This is a genomic window from Alistipes sp. (assembly GCF_020026455.1).
In the GTDB taxonomy this organism is placed as follows: Bacteria; Bacteroidota; Bacteroidia; order Bacteroidales; family Rikenellaceae; genus Alistipes.
On sequence record NZ_JAHHQJ010000001.1, the window covers coordinates 189,574 to 204,589 of the forward strand.

A 15,016-nucleotide genomic window follows, 5' to 3' on the forward strand; every position below is an offset into this window, starting at 1 on the left:
ATGAGTACACTGAAAATTGCGGGCGCGAATCTGCCCGATATGCCGTGGGAGGATCGTCCTTCGGGAAGCAAGGAAGTTCTGTGGCGTTACAGCGCCAATCCGATCATCGGGCGCGATGCGCTTTCGACCTCGAATTCGATCTTCAACTCGGCGGTCATTCCCTTCAAGAAGGGTCCGTATAACTACGCCGGAGTCTTCCGCTGCGACGACACGAACCGGCGCATGCGTATCCACACGGGCTTCTCGGTCGACGGCCTGAAGTGGGATATTTCGGAAGAGGATTTCCGCCTGACGGGCGGCGACGGCGAGATCGGGGAGTGGGTCTACGGCTACGATCCGCGCGTTGCGAAGATCGGCGACAAGTATTATGTTACGTGGTGCAACGGCTACCACGGACCGACGATCGGCATCGCGTGGACGGATGATTTCGAGACGTTCCACCAGCTTGAAAACGCCTTCCTTCCCTATAACCGCAACGGCGTGCTGTTCCCGCGCAAGATCGGGGGCAACTTTGCGATGCTGTCGCGCCCGAGCGATACGGGACATACGCCTTTCGGTGATATCTTCTACTCCGAATCGCCCGACATGGAGTTCTGGGGCCGCCACCGTCATGTGATGTCTCCCGCAGCGTTCGAGGTTTCGGCCTGGCAGTGCATGAAGATCGGCGCAGGTCCCGTTCCCATCGAGACTTCGGAGGGATGGCTTCTGTTCTACCACGGCGTGCTGCGCTCGTGCAACGGCTATGTCTACGCCTTCGGATCCGCGCTGCTCGACCTGGACGAACCTTGGAAGGTCCTGGCCCGCAGCGGTCCCTACCTGATCTCTCCGCGCGAGATCTACGAACTGACGGGCGACGTTCCGAACGTCACGTTCCCCTGCGCGGCCCTGCACGACCCCGCCACGGGGCGTGTGGCCATCTACTACGGATGCGCCGACACGGTTACGGGTCTTGCATTCGGCTATATCCCGGAGATCATTGAATTTACGAAGAAAAACTCGATTCTCTGATGCGACTGCGACGAACGCTTCTTACCCAGGCGCTCGCCGCAGCCGTTTTCGGCGCTGCGGCTTCGGCGCAGACTCCGGCCGACCGGGTCGATCCGTTCATCGGGACGACGAATTTCGGGACGACAAACCCCGGGGCTGTGACGCCCAACGGGATGATGTCGGTGGTTCCGTTCAACGTCATGGGTTCTGAGGAGAACCTCTTCGACAAGGACGCGCGTTGGTGGTCGACACCCTACGAGTGGTGCAACAAGTTCTTCACGGGCTTTGCGCACGGCACCCTGAGCGGTGTGGGATGCCCCGAGATGGGCGCACTGCTGACGATGGCGACGAGCGGACCGCTGAAGGTGGATTACCGGGAGTACGGCACGGCGTATAGCGGCCAGAAGGGCACTCCGGGCTACTATGCCGTGACTCTGGACCGCTACGGCATTCTTGCCGAAGCTACCGCCACACCGCGCACCTCGGCCGAGAGGTACACCTTCCCGGAGGGTACGGGCCACATTCTGCTCAATCTGGGCGAGGGCCTTACGAACGAGAGCGGGGCGATGGTGCGCCGCGTGAGCGCCACGGAGATTGAGGGAACGAAACTGCTGGGCACGTTCTGCTACAATGCGCAGAAGGTCTTCCCGGTCTATTTCGTGCTTCGGGTGACGAAGACCCCGTCGGCGAGCGGCTACTGGAAGAAACAGCGGCCGATGACGGGCGTCGAGGCCGAATGGACGCCGGACAACGGGACGTATAAACTCTATACGGAGTACGGGCGCGAACTTGCGGGCGACGACGTGGGCTATTGGTTCACGTTCGACGACCTGCGGGCAGGCGAGCAGGTCGAGGTGCGTATGGGCATCTCGTATGTCTCGACGGAGAATGCGCGCAGGAACCTCGATGCCGAGCAGGCGGCGGACGCGACGTTCGACGCGATCCGGGAGAAGGCCCGTGCGCAGTGGAACGCCGATCTGGGCCGTATCCGGATCGAGGGCGGCACGGACGAGCAGCAGCGGGTGTTCTACACGGCGTTGTACCACGCGCTGATCCACCCCAACCTCGTGAACGACGTGAACGGCGAGTATCCGCTGATGGAGCACTCGGGTCTTACGGGTGTCACGGACGGCGAGCGCTATACGGTCTTCTCGCTGTGGGACACCTGCCGCAACCTGCACCAGCTGCTGACGCTTGTCTACCCGGAACGCCAGCAGGAGATGCTGCGCTCGATGGTGGGCATGTACGAGGAGTGGGGCTGGCTTCCGAAATGGGAGCTCTACGGCCGGGAGACCTTCACGATGGAGGGCGACCCCGCGATTCCGGTGATCGTCGACAGCTGGATGAAAGGCCTTCGCGATTTCGATGTGGCCAAGGCCTACGAGGCGATGCGCAAGTCGGCTACGACGCCCGGAGCGCAGAACCGCGTGCGTCCCGACCTGGATCCCTATGCCGAGCGGGGTTATATCCCGCTGGGATTTTATAGCAAGGACCTTGCGGGCGACACCTCCGTGTCGCATGCGCTGGAGTATTATATGGCTGATGCGGCGCTGTCGCTGCTGGCCGATTCGCTCGGATATGACGACGACGCACGCCTGTTCCGCAATCGCTCATTGGGCTACAAACACTATTATTCCGCCGAGAGCGGGACCCTCCGGCCGCTCAATTCAGACGGCACGTTCCTGAGCCCCTTCGACCCGAAGGCGGGTGAGAACTTCACGGCGGCCCCGGGCTTCCACGAGGGGAGTGCGTGGAACTACACGTTCTACGTTCCGCACGACGTGGAGGGCCTTGCGAAGCTGATGGGCGGCAAACGCAAATTCGTCGACAAGTTGCAAATGGTCTTCGACGAGGGCTTGTACGACCCTGCGAACGAACCCGACATCGCCTATGCCTACCTGTTCAGCCGTTTTCGCGGCGAGGAGTGGCGCACGCAGCGCCAGACACGGCTTTTGCTGGACAAATACTTCACCACGAGGGCCGACGGCATCCCGGGCAACGACGACACGGGGACGATGTCGGCCTGGGCGGTCTTCACGATGCTGGGGCTCTATCCCGACTGCCCGGGAGAACCGTACTATACGCTGACGGCCCCGACCTTCGACCGGGCCGAAATCGACACCGGCCGCGGCACCCTGATCCTTGAGAAAACCGGCGAGGGCTATGTCCGGCGGATGACTCTGGGCGACAAACCGTTGAAAAACTATCGGATTTCGCACGGCGAATTGCTCAAGGGCGGCAAACTTACTTTTGAACTTCAAACTGACAAATAAATGAACTATTCCGGATTATTATTATTCGCCACGCTGCTGCTGGGTTCCTGTACGCAGCCCGCTGCCGAGGAGGGCTACACGCGCTATGTCGATCCGAAGATCGGCACGGGCGGCCACGGGCACGTCTTCGTGGGCGCAAACGTTCCGTTTGGCTTGGTGCAGGTCGGTCCTACGAGCATCCCGCAGGCGTGGGACTGGTGCTCAGGCTACCATCAGAGCGATTCGACCGTCATCGGCTTCTCGCACACACACCTTTCGGGCACCGGCATCGGCGATCTGTTCGATATCACGGTCATGCCCGTCACGGGCGAGGTGACCTGCGCCCGGGGTACGGAGGATGATCCGGCGTCGGGCATGTGGTCCTACGCCGACCGTCGCCAGGAGATCGTTCGCCCGGGCTATTACTCCGTTCCGCTGACCCGCTACGGCATCCGTGCCGAGATGACGGCTACGGAGCGCGTGGGTCTGCACCGCTATACGTTCCCCGCCTCCGAGGATGCCGGTGTGGTTTTCGACCTGGAGAACGGCGGCTGCTGGGACAAGGCGACCCAAACGCACCTCGAAAAAGAGGGGGACCGTATGGTGACGGGCTGGCGCCACTCGACGGGCTGGGCGAAGGATCAGCGGGTCTACTTTGCCGCGGAGTTTTCGAAACCGTTCACGGAGTTCAGGACCGAGGGCGCCCAATATGCCCGTGCGTCGTTCCGAACGACCGAGGGCGAGCAGCTGCTCCTGAAGGTGGCCCTGTCGCCCGTGAGCGTCGAAGGCGCGAAAGCGAACCTCGCCGCGGAGCTCCCGGACTATGATTTCGACGGGACGGTGAAGGCCGCCGATGCGAAATGGAATGCCGAGCTGTCGAAGGTGAAGATCGAGACCGCGGACGAGACGGCCCGCCGGATCTTCTATACGGCCCTTTACCATACGATGATCGCTCCGTCGGTGTTCTGCGACGTCAACGGCGACTACTACGGTTCGGACCAGGAACTCCACCGCGGCGCCGATTTCGTGAATTACACGACCTTCTCGCTGTGGGACACCTACCGGGCCGCGATGCCGCTGATGACGGTGCTGCATCCCGAAAGGATGCCCGACATCGTCAACACGATGCTGCATATCGCCGACGAGCAGGGCCGCCTTCCGGTGTGGCACCTGTGGGGCAACGAGACCGACTGCATGGTGGGCAACCCGGGTATCGTAGTGGTGGCGGACGCCATCGTGAAGGGTATCGGGGGCTTCGACCGGACGAAGGCTTTCGAGGCCATCCGGAAGACGGCCTGGAATCCCGACCGGGGCAACGGCTTCAGAATGGATTACGGCTATATTCCGTGCGATCTGTTCAAGGAGGCTGTGGCCTACGACATGGAGTATGCCCTGGCCGATGGTGCCGCGGCGCGGGCCGCCGAGGCGCTGGGCAGGATGGACGACGCGAAGTATTTCACCGACCGCAGCCATAGCTACCGCAACTATTTCGACCCTGCGACGCGATTCATGCGGGGCCGGGACTCGAAAAAGGGCTGGCGCACGCCGTTCAACCCGTTTGCTTCGAAACACCGCGACGACGACTACTGCGAGGGCAATGCCTGGCAGTATACATGGCTGGCGCCGCACGATGTTGCGGGTCTTGTCGGATGTTTCGGCGGGCGGAAGCAGATGCTCGAAAAGCTCGATTCGTTGTTCACGGTAAGTTCCGTGGTCGAGGGTGGCGAGACTTCGCCCGACATTTCGGGTCTCATCGGCCAGTATGCCCACGGCAACGAACCCTCGCACCATATTTTGTACCTTTATACGATGCTGGGCCAGCCGTGGAAGACGGCCGACCGGGTCCGCGAGGTGCTCTCTACGCTCTACCACGATGCTCCCGACGGACTTTCGGGCAACGAGGACGTGGGGCAGATGTCGGCCTGGTATGTCCTCTCGGCGCTGGGCATGTATGAGGTTGAGCCTGCGGGCGGAAGATACTGGTTCGGTTCGCCGCTGTTCGACCGGGCCGAAGTGAAGGTCCCGGGCGGGACCTTCACGATCGTTGCCGAGAATAACTCCGCCACGAACAAATACATCCAGCGGGTGTGGCTCAACGGACAGCCCTATACGAAAGCCTATCTGCAGCACGAAGAGCTGATGAAGGGCGGGGAGCTGCGTTTCGAGATGGGTCCCCGGCCGAAGGTGTGGTATTGCCCCGACGAACCGGCGGAGTATGTCGACCAGCGTCCCGCTCCGGAAAAGCGGCTTTTTACGTCGGAAGCCGTGGAGACGGAGATCGGTCGCGTGTGCGGGCTTCTGACCAATGAGCGCCTCCGGTGGATGTTCGCCAACTGCTTCCCCAACACGCTCGACACCACGGTCCACTACCGCGAGGACGAGAACGGCAATCCCGACACCTATGTTTATACGGGGGATATCCCGGCCATGTGGCTCCGCGACTCCGGGGCACAGGTGTGGCCCTACGTGCAGCTGTGCAAGGAGGAGCCTTCGTTGCAGCGGATGATCGCGGGCGTGATCCGCCGTCAACTGAAGCTCATCAACATCGACCCCTATGCCAATGCCTTCAACGTGGAGCCCACGGGGATGTGCGACAAGACGGATTTCCCGGAAGCCGACCCCATGGTTTTCGAGCGTAAGTGGGAGATCGATTCGCACTGCTATCCGATTCGCCTGGCGCACCATTACTGGAAGACTACGGGCGACACGTCGGTCTTCGACGGGGCGTGGACCTCGGCGATGCACAACATCCTGAAAACGCTCCGCGAGCAGCAGATGAAGGAGGGGCCGGGCGATTACATCTTCCTGCGCACGACGGACCGTCAGCTGGACACCCGCTGCCATGTGGGGCGCGGCAATCCCGTGAAACCCGTGGGGCTGATCGCCTCGGCATTCCGCCCCTCGGACGACGCCACGACCTTCGGATTCCTCGTGCCCTCGAACTTCATGGCCGTCACGTCGCTGCGCAAGGCGGCGGAAATCCTGACGGCGGTGAACGGCGAGACGGCGCTGGCCGCGGAGTGCACGGCTCTGGCCGACGAGGTGGCTGCGGCCCTGCAGAAATACGCCGTGGTCGCGCATCCGGAGTTCGGTCAGATCTACGCCTTCGAGGTCGACGGTTTCGGCAGCGCACAGCTCATGGACGACGCCAATGTCCCGTCGCTTCTGGCAATGCCCTATCTGGGCGACGTGGAGCGTACGGACCCGATCTATGAGAATACCCGGCGGTTTGTCTGGAGCACGGAAAATCCCTATTTCTGGCGCGGTGCGGCAGGAGAGGGTATCGGCGGCCCGCACATCGGTGTGGAGATGATCTGGCCCATGAGTATCATGATGCGGGCGTTCACCTCCACCGACGATGACGAGATCCGCGACTGCATCTGCCAGCTGATCACCACCGACGCCGGCACGGGATTCATGCACGAATCCTTCTCGCGCCACGACGCCGCGGATTTCACCCGGCCGTGGTTCGCCTGGCAGAATACGCTGTTCGGCGAGCTGATTCTCAAGCTGGTCAACGACGGAAAGGTGGATTTGCTCAACTCCATCCGTTAGGGACGAACTCGCGGTGCAGGCGTCATTCGCCGAGCCCTCCCCGGGCCGTTGCGCACCTCCGGGCCCCGAGCCGCACGCCGTGTGAGTTCCTCTTGCGGCGCTCGCCGAGTGGGCCCCTTTTGCGGTCCAGCCGCTTTCCTGGCTGGAGGTGGCTTGGACGGGGCCGGGCCGGCTGTCCCTGCGAAAGGCCGGGGCGGAAAACCTCGGATTTGTTCACAAAAAAGATGCGCTCCCTTTCGGGGCGCATCTTTCGTTTCATCGAAACGCGGGTTTATTCCTGAACCTCTTCGAAATTGCTCTTGTCGACGCCGCAAAGCGGGCATACCCAGTCATCGGGAATCTCTTCAAACGGCGTTCCGGGGGCGATTCCTCCGTCGGGATCGCCGACTGCGGGATCGTAAATCCAGTCGCAGACTACACAACGATACTTTTTCATCTTTTATCTATTTTTTATTTATAAGGTGAATAATGCGTATGCAAATTATCTGCCGTCTATGCTTCCTCCTCCTCCGCTTCTTCGTCGGGACGGTTTCCTCCCGGCGGGGTGAGTTCGGCCACCAGACGGTCGGCATCGGCACATGAGACGTAAAGGCGGTCTTCGTAGATGTCCGTGATCTCGACGAAATTCCGCCACTCCGAGACATAGAGCCGCACGCGGTCCAGCCTTCTCAGGTCGATGAAGTGGCCGTAGTATCCGAAGAAGCCGCATCCGCCGAAGATCGGCAGAAACCATTTCATGCGCTTGGGGTCCACCCGGCGCACCGATGCGATTTCGTCGCGGCGTATTTCGGTGATGTCCAGCAGACAGCGCACTTCGACCGTCTCGTCCGACACGACGATCTTGCGGGGAATCGACAGCGACATCAGGGCCACGAGGGCCACGATGAACGAGGTGAACCACGCCGAGAGGTAGCCTCCCTCGTAGAGATGATACAACAGGGTGCCCAGCAGGACGAAGACGATGATGTAAATCAGCGTCCAATAGATCGTGCTGTGATCGAAATGGTATTTATACGTGCTCTGCATCGTTCCTCCTTTCTTCGTTTTCGGCGTCTTCGCGTGCTGCGATCAGCGCTTCGGCGATGATGAAATCTCCGGGGGTTGTGATTTTTAGGTTTTCGCGCTCGCCCTCCGTGAGGCAGATCGCCTGCCCGATGGACTCGACCACCGAAGCGTCGTCGGTGAATTCCGCGCGGTATGGGGCCTCGTAGGCGCGGCGCAGAATCTCCGCACGGAAGATTTGCGGGGTCTGCACGATGCGCAGGATGCGGCGGTCGACGATATGCGATCTGCCATTCTCCGCCGATCTGCCATTCTCCGCTGATCCGCCATTCCCTGCCGATCCCGTTCCTTCGTCCAGCCTTCCGTCTGTCCCTTTGTCCATTTCGCGGAACGAATCCACCGGCTCCACAACCGGAATTGCCGCCCCCTGTTTTGCGGCGGCTTCGGCCACGCGGCGGATCATCGCGACGCTCCCCAGCGGGCGCACGCCGTCCTGCACGGCGATCAGCCCGGGGGCGGACTCCAGTGCCGCCAATCCGTTTTTCACCGAGTGGAAGCGCTCCGCACCTCCCGCGGCGATTTTGTGTTCGGCGACTTCGAAACGCGCCGCGAGGTTTTTCCAAAACCCGATGTGCTGTTCGGGAAGTACCGCCACGATCTCCGCGCCGGGCAGTGCCGCGGCAAACGTGTTGATCGTGCGTGCCAGTACGGGCATACCTCCCAGAAACCGGAACTGCTTGGGCAGATTGCCGCCCGTGCGGCGTCCGCTGCCCCCTGCTACGATGATGACTCCCGTGTGTTCCATTCTCCTTGTCGCTTTATTGTTTGTCGGGCTCCTGCACGCTTGCGGGCAGGACGAGCGAATCGAGCTGCGTGATCTGCTCCTCGGGCTTGACCGGGCCGTTGAGTTCTGCCAGAATGCGGTCGCGGACAAATTCGAACAGCGCGCGGTTTTCCCGCGAGATCGGCTCGGCGGGTTCCGACGGAATCTTCAGCGGATCAATCGGCGTGCCATTCTTCCAGACACGGTAATCGAGGTGCGGTCCGGTCGATGCTCCCGTCGATCCGACGTATCCGATCAGCTGTCCTTGCGACACGCGCACACCTTTGGCAATCCCCTTGGCATAGCCGCTCAGGTGGAGATAACCCGTCATCAGGTTGCCGGCATGCTTGATCTTGAGCGTGTTGCCGCCTCCGCCTCCCCAGCCTTTGAAGATCACCGTACCGTCGGCCACGGCGTGCACGGGCGTGCCCTTCGGTGCGGCGTAGTCGACACCTGTGTGGGGTCGGTATACCTTGTATATCGGGTGCTTGCGCGCGTAGGAGAATTTCGAACTGATGCGCGAGTATTTCAGCGGCGCCTTGAGCATCTGCTTGCGCAGACTGGCTCCGTCGGCCTCCCAGTACTGGATTTTTCCGCCCTGACGGAACGGAATGGCATAATACTCCTTGCCTCCCTGGGCGAACTTCGCGCCCCAGATGCGCCCGATGCCCACCGACACCGTGTCGTCGATGAAGCGCTCGTCGTAGATCACCGTGAATTCATCACCCTTCTGAATGCCGAAGAAATCCACCGTCCACTGGTAGATGTCCTCCATTTCGGCCGCCAGGGCGTAGGGCAGCCGCTGCTCCATGATCGCTCCCCAGAGCGAGGAGTTGATCACGGCGCTGTTCTTCGTGCGGCGCAGTGTGTATGCCTTGGCGTCCTTGCGCACGGAGACCGAGTCTTCGTGAAATCCGAAGACCACGTAGTCGGTCACCGATATTTCATAGGCGAGGTAGTCGAGATGGGGTGCATAGAGCGAGTCCTCGTGGATAAATGCCGTGTACTTGTGCCCGGCGCGGATGTTGCGCAGCGGGAAGACCTCCTTCGAGGCTTTGTCCAGCCGGTCGACCGCCAGGGCCGACACGCCGAAGCCGTTGAGTATTTTCCCCAGCGTTTCTCCGTTTCCGACCTCCCCGGTCTCGGTGCGGTAGTCGTCGGCGTTGATGCCGTAAAGTATGTTGTGGGGCTCCTCTGCCTCCTCCGTTTCCACCGCCGGGCCCTGGGTCCGGTTGCAGGCGCCGGCCGCTGCGAGCAGCAGGGCGCATATCGCTATTTTCAGATTTTCCATAAGATGAAGACAAAGATAGTGCATGGCGGGCGCAAATGCAAACTTGTTTGCAAATTGCCGGGCCGCAAACGACCCGGGACCCGGTCAAAGATAGTGCAAGAGGGGGTGTAATCCCAAATTTTTTTGTTTCTTTCCTGCCGTTGCGCGCCGTGACTGCCGTGGGAGCGGCTTTTTTGCGGCCGGAGAATGCACGCGCGGACGCGGCCGGAGAATGCACGCGCGGCCCCGCTCGGAGGACGCATCCGGGTGTCCGGATCCCGCCGAACAGACCGCCATTTTCCGCCCGGAAATCAGATTTGCGGCTTTTGGTTTGGTGATCCCGGGAAAAAACGCTATCTTTGAAAGTTATCTGTTCAAACCGATCGAAAGATGCTCAAATGCCTGCTTGCGCCTGCGGCCTTCCTCTATAAAGCGGGGGTGACATTCCGTCACCGCCTCTTCGACTGGGGCATCCTCAAAAGCGAGAAGTTCGACATTCCGATCATCTGCATCGGTAACATCACCGTCGGCGGCACGGGCAAGACCCCGATGGCCGAGATGGTGATCGCCTACATGTCCCAGATGCACAACGTGGCGTTGCTCTCGCGCGGCTATGGACGTTGCACGAAGGGCTACCTTGAAGTCCGGACCGATTCCCACTACCGCGACGTGGGTGACGAACCGCTGCAAATCAAGCTCAAGTTTCCCGATACGCTGGTCGCCGTGTGCGAGAAGCGTTCCGAGGGGATCCGCCGCATTTGCGCCGAGCATCCCGAGGTCGATCTGATCATCATGGACGACGGTTTCCAGCACCGCTACGTGGAGCCGAAGATCAATATCGTGATGATCGACGCCACGCGGCCCATCCAGCACGATCGGATGCTGCCTGCGGGGACCCTGCGCGACCTCCCGGAGGAGCTGCACCGGGCCCACTATTTCGTCGTCACGAAATGCCCCGAGCGGATGGCTCCGATCGACCGCCGCATTCTGCGCAAGGTGTTGATCCAGGTGGCCTACCAGCGGGTCTATTTCACGCGTTTCGAGAGTTTCATGCCCCAGCCGCTCTATGCCGACGAGGCGTCCGGCGAGCCGCTGGCCCAGGGTCGTCCGGTGATCGCCCTTTCGGGCATCGGCAATCCGAAGCCCTTCCTGCAGACGCTCCGTGAGCGTTACGAGGTTGTGGCCGAGATGACGCTCGACGACCACCATGTCTACAAGGTCCGCGACATGAACGCCCTTGCGGCGCTTCTGGAGAAGCATCCGGGCGCGGTAATTGTTACCACCGAGAAGGATGCCGTCAAGATGATCAATCGGTCGAAAATCCCTGACCTGGTCCGCCGCAACCTGTACTATTTACCGATAAATATTTCATTCATAGAGGATTCGGCAACGGATTTTCTACAAAAACTAGAAGAAGATGTTAGAGGAAATTAAGCAAACCGCCGCTTTTGTCAAGAGCCGGACCGAAGATTTTGCCCCCGAAGTGGGTATCATACTCGGAACCGGACTGGGCGATTTCGCCGATAAGATCGACGCCCGGTTCATCATCGAATACAAGGACGTTCCCGGATTTCCCGTTTCGACGGTCGAGGGGCACAAGGGCCGCATGATCTTCGGTCTGATCGAAGGCCGCCGGGTCGTGGCCATGCAGGGCCGCTTCCACTACTACGAGGGCTATACGATGCAGCAGGTCACCTTTCCGGTGCGCGTGATGCAACAGATCGGCATCAAATACCTTTTCGTGTCGAACGCTTCGGGCGGCATCAATACCTCGTTCCGCGTGGGTGACCTGATGGTCATTACCGACCACATCAACCTGATGCCCAATCCGCTGATCGGTCCCAACCTGTCCCAACTCGGGCCTCGTTTCCCCGACATGCACAACTGCTACGACAAATCGCTGATCGCCGCAGCTACGAAGATCGCTGAGGAGGAGTCGATCAAGCTCCAGTACGGGGTCTATGTCGGCGGCACGGGTCCCACGTTCGAGACGCAGGCTGAATACCGCTATTTCAAGGCCATCGGCGGCGATGCTGCGGGCATGTCGACCGTTCCCGAGGTGATCGTGGCGCGTCACATGTCGCTTCCGGTCTTCGGTGTGTCGGTCATCACCAACTGCGGCCTTTCGGACGAGGTTGGCGATCACGAGGATGTGCAGCGGCAGGGCAAGAAGGCGGGAGCGCGCATGGAGATTCTTTTCCGTCGGATGATTGAAAAACTGTAAGCACTATGGTAAACAAAGTCATATTGATCGGCAACGTAGGCCTCGACCCCGAGGTGCGTACGACCGAAAGCGGCGTGAAGGTCGCCCGTGTCCGTCTGGCGACGACGGAGCGCCTGTTCGACCGGGCGTCGAACGAAACGAAGGAACACACCGAGTGGCATACGATTACCTTGTGGCGCGGACTTGCTGACGTGGTGGACCGTTTTGTCCGCAAAGGTTCGCAAATCTACATCGAGGGGCGCCTGCGCACCCGCGAATGGATGGACAAGGACAACAACAAACGCTATACGACCGAAATTCTGGCCGATACGATGAACCTGCTGGGCCGCCGCTCGGACAATCCCGCTTCGGACGGGGCTCCGGCTCCCTCCTATGGAGCCCAGCCGCAGGCTTCCTACGGCCAGCAAGGGGGCTATCAGCAGCCGGCACCGCGTCCGGCAGCGGCTCCTCAGCCCCAGGCGGCAGCCCCGTCGGTTCCGGCCGATGACCCTGATGACCTTCCCTTCTGATTTGTAAGTGGTTTTTCCGCATATCCCCCGGACGGGGCGGATGGAGAGCGTACCGGAGGTACCTTCCGCCGCCCCGTTCTTCGCGATGGGGCAAGCAGCCCGTCGCAAATCAAAAATCGCAGTTTTCCAGGTATCCCCCGTGCTCGTGGGGGCTTTTTGCCCCTCCAACCTTCGTGCGCTACCGGTTGAGCCACTTCCTGAAGTCGGGCACGCGGTCGGTGCTGACGAACGTCTCCTCCCCTTCGGCAAGGGGCGGGTGGAGCACCACCTTGATCCGACTGCCCGAATAGCGTATCATTTCCCGAATGGCGTCGAAGGCGACGATGAAACGGCGGTTGATCCGGAAAAAGAGGTTGGGCGGCAGTTTTTCGCCCACTTCGGTCAGTGTCCGGTCGACTATGTAATCTTTTCCGTCGTGGGTCACGAGGTGGAGGTACTTGCCGTCGGCCATGAAATAGGCTATTTCGGCCGTTGTGACCGATTTCATCCGGGCGCCCATGTGCACCAGAAACCGCTCCTGATAAACCGGCGTCTGTGTCGGCGCCGGGGAGTCCTGCTCCGCAGCATCGCTTCCTCCTCCCGCCAAAAGCCCCAGTTTATCGATCGCCCGCTGCAAATCCTCGCGTCCGAAGGGTTTCAGCAGGTAGTCTATTCCCTTGTTTTCGAAGGCTTTCAGAGCGTAGGAGTCGTAGGCCGTGATGAAGATGACCGGCACGGCGATCTCCGTGCGTTCGAAGATGTCGAATCCGCTGCCGTCTCCGAGATGGATATCCATGAAAATCAGGTCGTGTCCGACGGCAGCGATGACTGCGGCAGCCTCCGCGACCGACGATGCCGTGGCGACAACCTCGATCTGCGGGGCGACCTCTGCGAGCGTCGTGCGCAGTTCCGCGACCGACAGAGGCTCGTCCTCTATGATAATGGCTCTCATGACGTGTAAAATTACAAAAAAAACAGTCCGGTGCAAAAACCGGACTGTTTTTTCAGCGCGTGCCCGAATGTCTCCGGGCCGTTTTCTCGATTCAGTTGTTCAACTCGGGGTTGCCGTCGATGGCCGACAGCGGGAAGGGCAGCGTGTAACGCGCATCGTTGGCATTGAGCGTGTAGGTCCGGTCCTTGTAGGTTTTGATGATGGCCGGACGGGTCGTCCGCCGCAGGTCCATCCAGCGGTGTCCCTCTCCGATCAGCTCGCGTGCGCGCTCGTCGGCGATCTCTGCGCGCAGTTGCTCGGCGTTCATCGCTCCGACCTTGGTGCGCTGTGCCTCCATTGCCTGGGGTTTCAGTCGTTTGGCCTTCAGGTCAAGCAGATAGCCCTTGGCCTTCTCCAGTTCCGCCGGCAGATACGATCCGGCTTCGGCCGCGATGAGGTACATTTCGGCGATGCGGATCGACACGCGGTCCGACGACGAACGGTTCAGACAGTATCCCAGGAGCGTAGGCTTCTGATCGGCGTCGTAGCTGTTCACCGGATTGAGGTAGCTGCGGCGGTTGTCCGTCGCCTCGTCCAGCAGCCCGAGGATTTTGTCCGAGAGGATGCTGGCGCCGCGCAGGTCTCCGTTTCCGCCGCCGAACGGGCGTTCCCAGGCCAATATGGCCTCCGGAGAGGTTGCTTTCCATGGCAGGTCGTCGCTTTCGGGCGAGGCGTTGAAATCCACGAGTTTGTATTTGGGCAGCAGGCTCGTCGCCGCCTCGTAAGCCGCCTGCCAGTTGCGCATGTAGAGCATGACACGGGCCTTGAATGCGGCGAGCGCATCGAGCGAGAAGCGGTAGTTGAGCGTCGGATCTTTCTGTTTCTCCAGGGTCATCGCCTCCTGGGCGGCCTCGATGTCTTCGACGATCTGTTTGTAGACGGCCGCAACATTCGTCGGGCGGTATTTCTGCTCGATGTCGATGTAGGTGGACAGGGGCACACCCCGGTCGGTCGCTGCGGTCTGCGGATCATAGGGTTTCCCGTAGAGATTCACCAGATCGAAGTGGGCGTAGGCACGCATGGCATAGGCCTCTCCGAGAACCTGTCGCTTGTCTTCCGAGGAGTCGTCGTCCGCCTGCTCCACGCCGTCGATCACGGCATTGGCCTGGAAAATGGCCCGGTAATAATACTGGTAGGGATACTCCCACATCTGCGTTTCGTACTGCCAGGTGTAGTTGTAGGAGAGGGCTATGGCGTCGCTGCTGTCGAAGAAGTTGGCTTCGTGGAACAGGCCGACTTCATCGGACAGCAACCCGGTGTAGGCCTTCGAGCTGGCATAGGGAAAGCGGCTGTATCCCTCGGTGAGCAGGGCCCTGTATTCCGAGGTCTTGTGTGGGATCACCTTTCCGACGGGCTCTATTTCCAGATAGTTGCACGAGGCGAGTCCCAGTGCGGCAAGCAGGATATATGCTATTTTTCTCATT

The 15,016-nt window shown here is 60.7% G+C and carries 12 protein-coding genes; 6 read left to right on the forward strand and 6 right to left on the reverse strand.

The genetic code is table 11. The features are described from left to right. Genes QZ460_RS00725 through QZ460_RS00735 form a run of 3 tightly spaced genes read left to right on the forward strand, consistent with a single transcriptional unit; the run spans position 1 to position 6,794 of the window. Positions 1–1,008 (forward strand): glycoside hydrolase family 130 protein, encoded by a 1,008-nt coding sequence (locus QZ460_RS00725; RefSeq protein ID WP_290539668.1) that lies wholly within the window; start codon positions 1–3, stop codon positions 1,006–1,008. After that, positions 1,008–3,260, forward strand: a complete 2,253-nt coding sequence (locus QZ460_RS00730; RefSeq protein WP_290539669.1) for a GH92 family glycosyl hydrolase — start codon at positions 1,008–1,010, stop codon at positions 3,258–3,260. Before QZ460_RS00725 ends, QZ460_RS00730 begins: the two co-directional genes overlap by 1 nt. After that, complete coding sequence (locus tag QZ460_RS00735; RefSeq protein ID WP_290539670.1) at positions 3,261–6,794, forward strand: GH92 family glycosyl hydrolase; 3,534 nt, start codon at positions 3,261–3,263, stop codon at positions 6,792–6,794. It abuts the gene before it with no gap. 271 nt (positions 6,795–7,065) lie between these two features. Here the strand turns inward: QZ460_RS00735 and rd are convergent, their stop codons facing one another. From rd to QZ460_RS00755, 4 genes are read right to left on the reverse strand one after another with little or no spacing between them, the layout of a single operon-like run. Then, positions 7,066–7,230, reverse strand: a complete 165-nt coding sequence (gene rd, locus QZ460_RS00740; RefSeq protein ID WP_290539671.1) for a rubredoxin — start codon at positions 7,228–7,230, stop codon at positions 7,066–7,068. Positions 7,231–7,286: 56 nt separating this feature from the next. Continuing rightward, complete coding sequence (locus tag QZ460_RS00745) at positions 7,287–7,820, reverse strand: PH domain-containing protein (RefSeq protein WP_290539672.1); 534 nt, start codon at positions 7,818–7,820, stop codon at positions 7,287–7,289. Next, positions 7,804–8,601, reverse strand: a complete 798-nt coding sequence (locus tag QZ460_RS00750) for a 2-C-methyl-D-erythritol 4-phosphate cytidylyltransferase (protein WP_290539673.1) — start codon at positions 8,599–8,601, stop codon at positions 7,804–7,806. The genes QZ460_RS00745 and QZ460_RS00750 overlap by 17 nt, the downstream gene beginning before the upstream one ends. Positions 8,602–8,614: 13 nt before the next feature. After that, positions 8,615–9,910: a peptidoglycan DD-metalloendopeptidase family protein gene (locus tag QZ460_RS00755; protein ID WP_290539674.1), complete on the reverse strand. Its 1,296-nt coding sequence runs from the start codon at positions 9,908–9,910 to the stop codon at positions 8,615–8,617. Positions 9,911–10,279: 369 nt separating this feature from the next. On the opposite strand from QZ460_RS00755, the gene lpxK reads away from it, so the two are divergent. Genes lpxK through ssb form a run of 3 tightly spaced genes read left to right on the forward strand, consistent with a single transcriptional unit; the run spans position 10,280 to position 12,622 of the window. Next, the gene (gene lpxK, locus QZ460_RS00760) at positions 10,280–11,323 is read left to right on the forward strand and encodes a tetraacyldisaccharide 4'-kinase (protein ID WP_290539675.1); all 1,044 of its coding nucleotides are present in this window, start codon (positions 10,280–10,282) and stop codon (positions 11,321–11,323) included. Then, positions 11,307–12,113, forward strand: coding sequence for a purine-nucleoside phosphorylase (locus QZ460_RS00765; RefSeq protein ID WP_290539676.1), 807 nt, complete (start codon positions 11,307–11,309; stop codon positions 12,111–12,113). Before lpxK ends, QZ460_RS00765 begins: the two co-directional genes overlap by 17 nt. 5 nt (positions 12,114–12,118) lie before the next feature. Then, on the forward strand, positions 12,119–12,622 hold the full coding sequence (ssb, locus tag QZ460_RS00770; RefSeq protein ID WP_290539677.1) for a single-stranded DNA-binding protein: 504 nt from the start codon (positions 12,119–12,121) through the stop codon (positions 12,620–12,622). Positions 12,623–12,800: 178 nt separating this feature from the next. Here ssb and QZ460_RS00775 read toward each other — a convergent pair whose 3' ends face one another. Together QZ460_RS00775 and QZ460_RS00780 are read right to left on the reverse strand one after the other, a co-directional pair. Further along, positions 12,801–13,553, reverse strand: a complete 753-nt coding sequence (locus tag QZ460_RS00775; protein WP_290539678.1) for a LytTR family DNA-binding domain-containing protein — start codon at positions 13,551–13,553, stop codon at positions 12,801–12,803. A gap of 91 nt (positions 13,554–13,644) precedes the next feature. Next, a complete protein-coding gene (locus tag QZ460_RS00780; RefSeq protein WP_290539679.1) occupies positions 13,645–15,015 on the reverse strand; it encodes a RagB/SusD family nutrient uptake outer membrane protein in 1,371 nt (456 codons plus the stop codon). Between the last annotated feature and the right edge of the window lies 1 nt (position 15,016).

Bases quoted from the DNA above. Each gene is read 5' to 3' on its own strand.
- QZ460_RS00725 (WP_290539668.1), top strand. From the start codon at position 1: ATGAGTACACTGAAAATTGCGGGCGCGAATCTGCCCGATATGCCGTGG.
- QZ460_RS00730 (WP_290539669.1), top strand. From the start codon at position 1,008: ATGCGACTGCGACGAACGCTTCTTACCCAGGCGCTCGCCGCAGCCGTT.
- QZ460_RS00735 (WP_290539670.1), top strand. From the start codon at position 3,261: ATGAACTATTCCGGATTATTATTATTCGCCACGCTGCTGCTGGGTTCC.
- rd (WP_290539671.1), bottom strand. From the start codon at position 7,230: ATGAAAAAGTATCGTTGTGTAGTCTGCGACTGGATTTACGATCCCGCA.
- QZ460_RS00745 (WP_290539672.1), bottom strand. From the start codon at position 7,820: ATGCAGAGCACGTATAAATACCATTTCGATCACAGCACGATCTATTGG.
- QZ460_RS00750 (WP_290539673.1), bottom strand. From the start codon at position 8,601: ATGGAACACACGGGAGTCATCATCGTAGCAGGGGGCAGCGGACGCCGC.
- QZ460_RS00755 (WP_290539674.1), bottom strand. From the start codon at position 9,910: ATGGAAAATCTGAAAATAGCGATATGCGCCCTGCTGCTCGCAGCGGCC.
- lpxK (WP_290539675.1), top strand. From the start codon at position 10,280: ATGCTCAAATGCCTGCTTGCGCCTGCGGCCTTCCTCTATAAAGCGGGG.
- QZ460_RS00765 (WP_290539676.1), top strand. From the start codon at position 11,307: ATGTTAGAGGAAATTAAGCAAACCGCCGCTTTTGTCAAGAGCCGGACC.
- ssb (WP_290539677.1), top strand. From the start codon at position 12,119: ATGGTAAACAAAGTCATATTGATCGGCAACGTAGGCCTCGACCCCGAG.
- QZ460_RS00775 (WP_290539678.1), bottom strand. From the start codon at position 13,553: ATGAGAGCCATTATCATAGAGGACGAGCCTCTGTCGGTCGCGGAACTG.
- QZ460_RS00780 (WP_290539679.1), bottom strand. From the start codon at position 15,015: ATGAGAAAAATAGCATATATCCTGCTTGCCGCACTGGGACTCGCCTCG.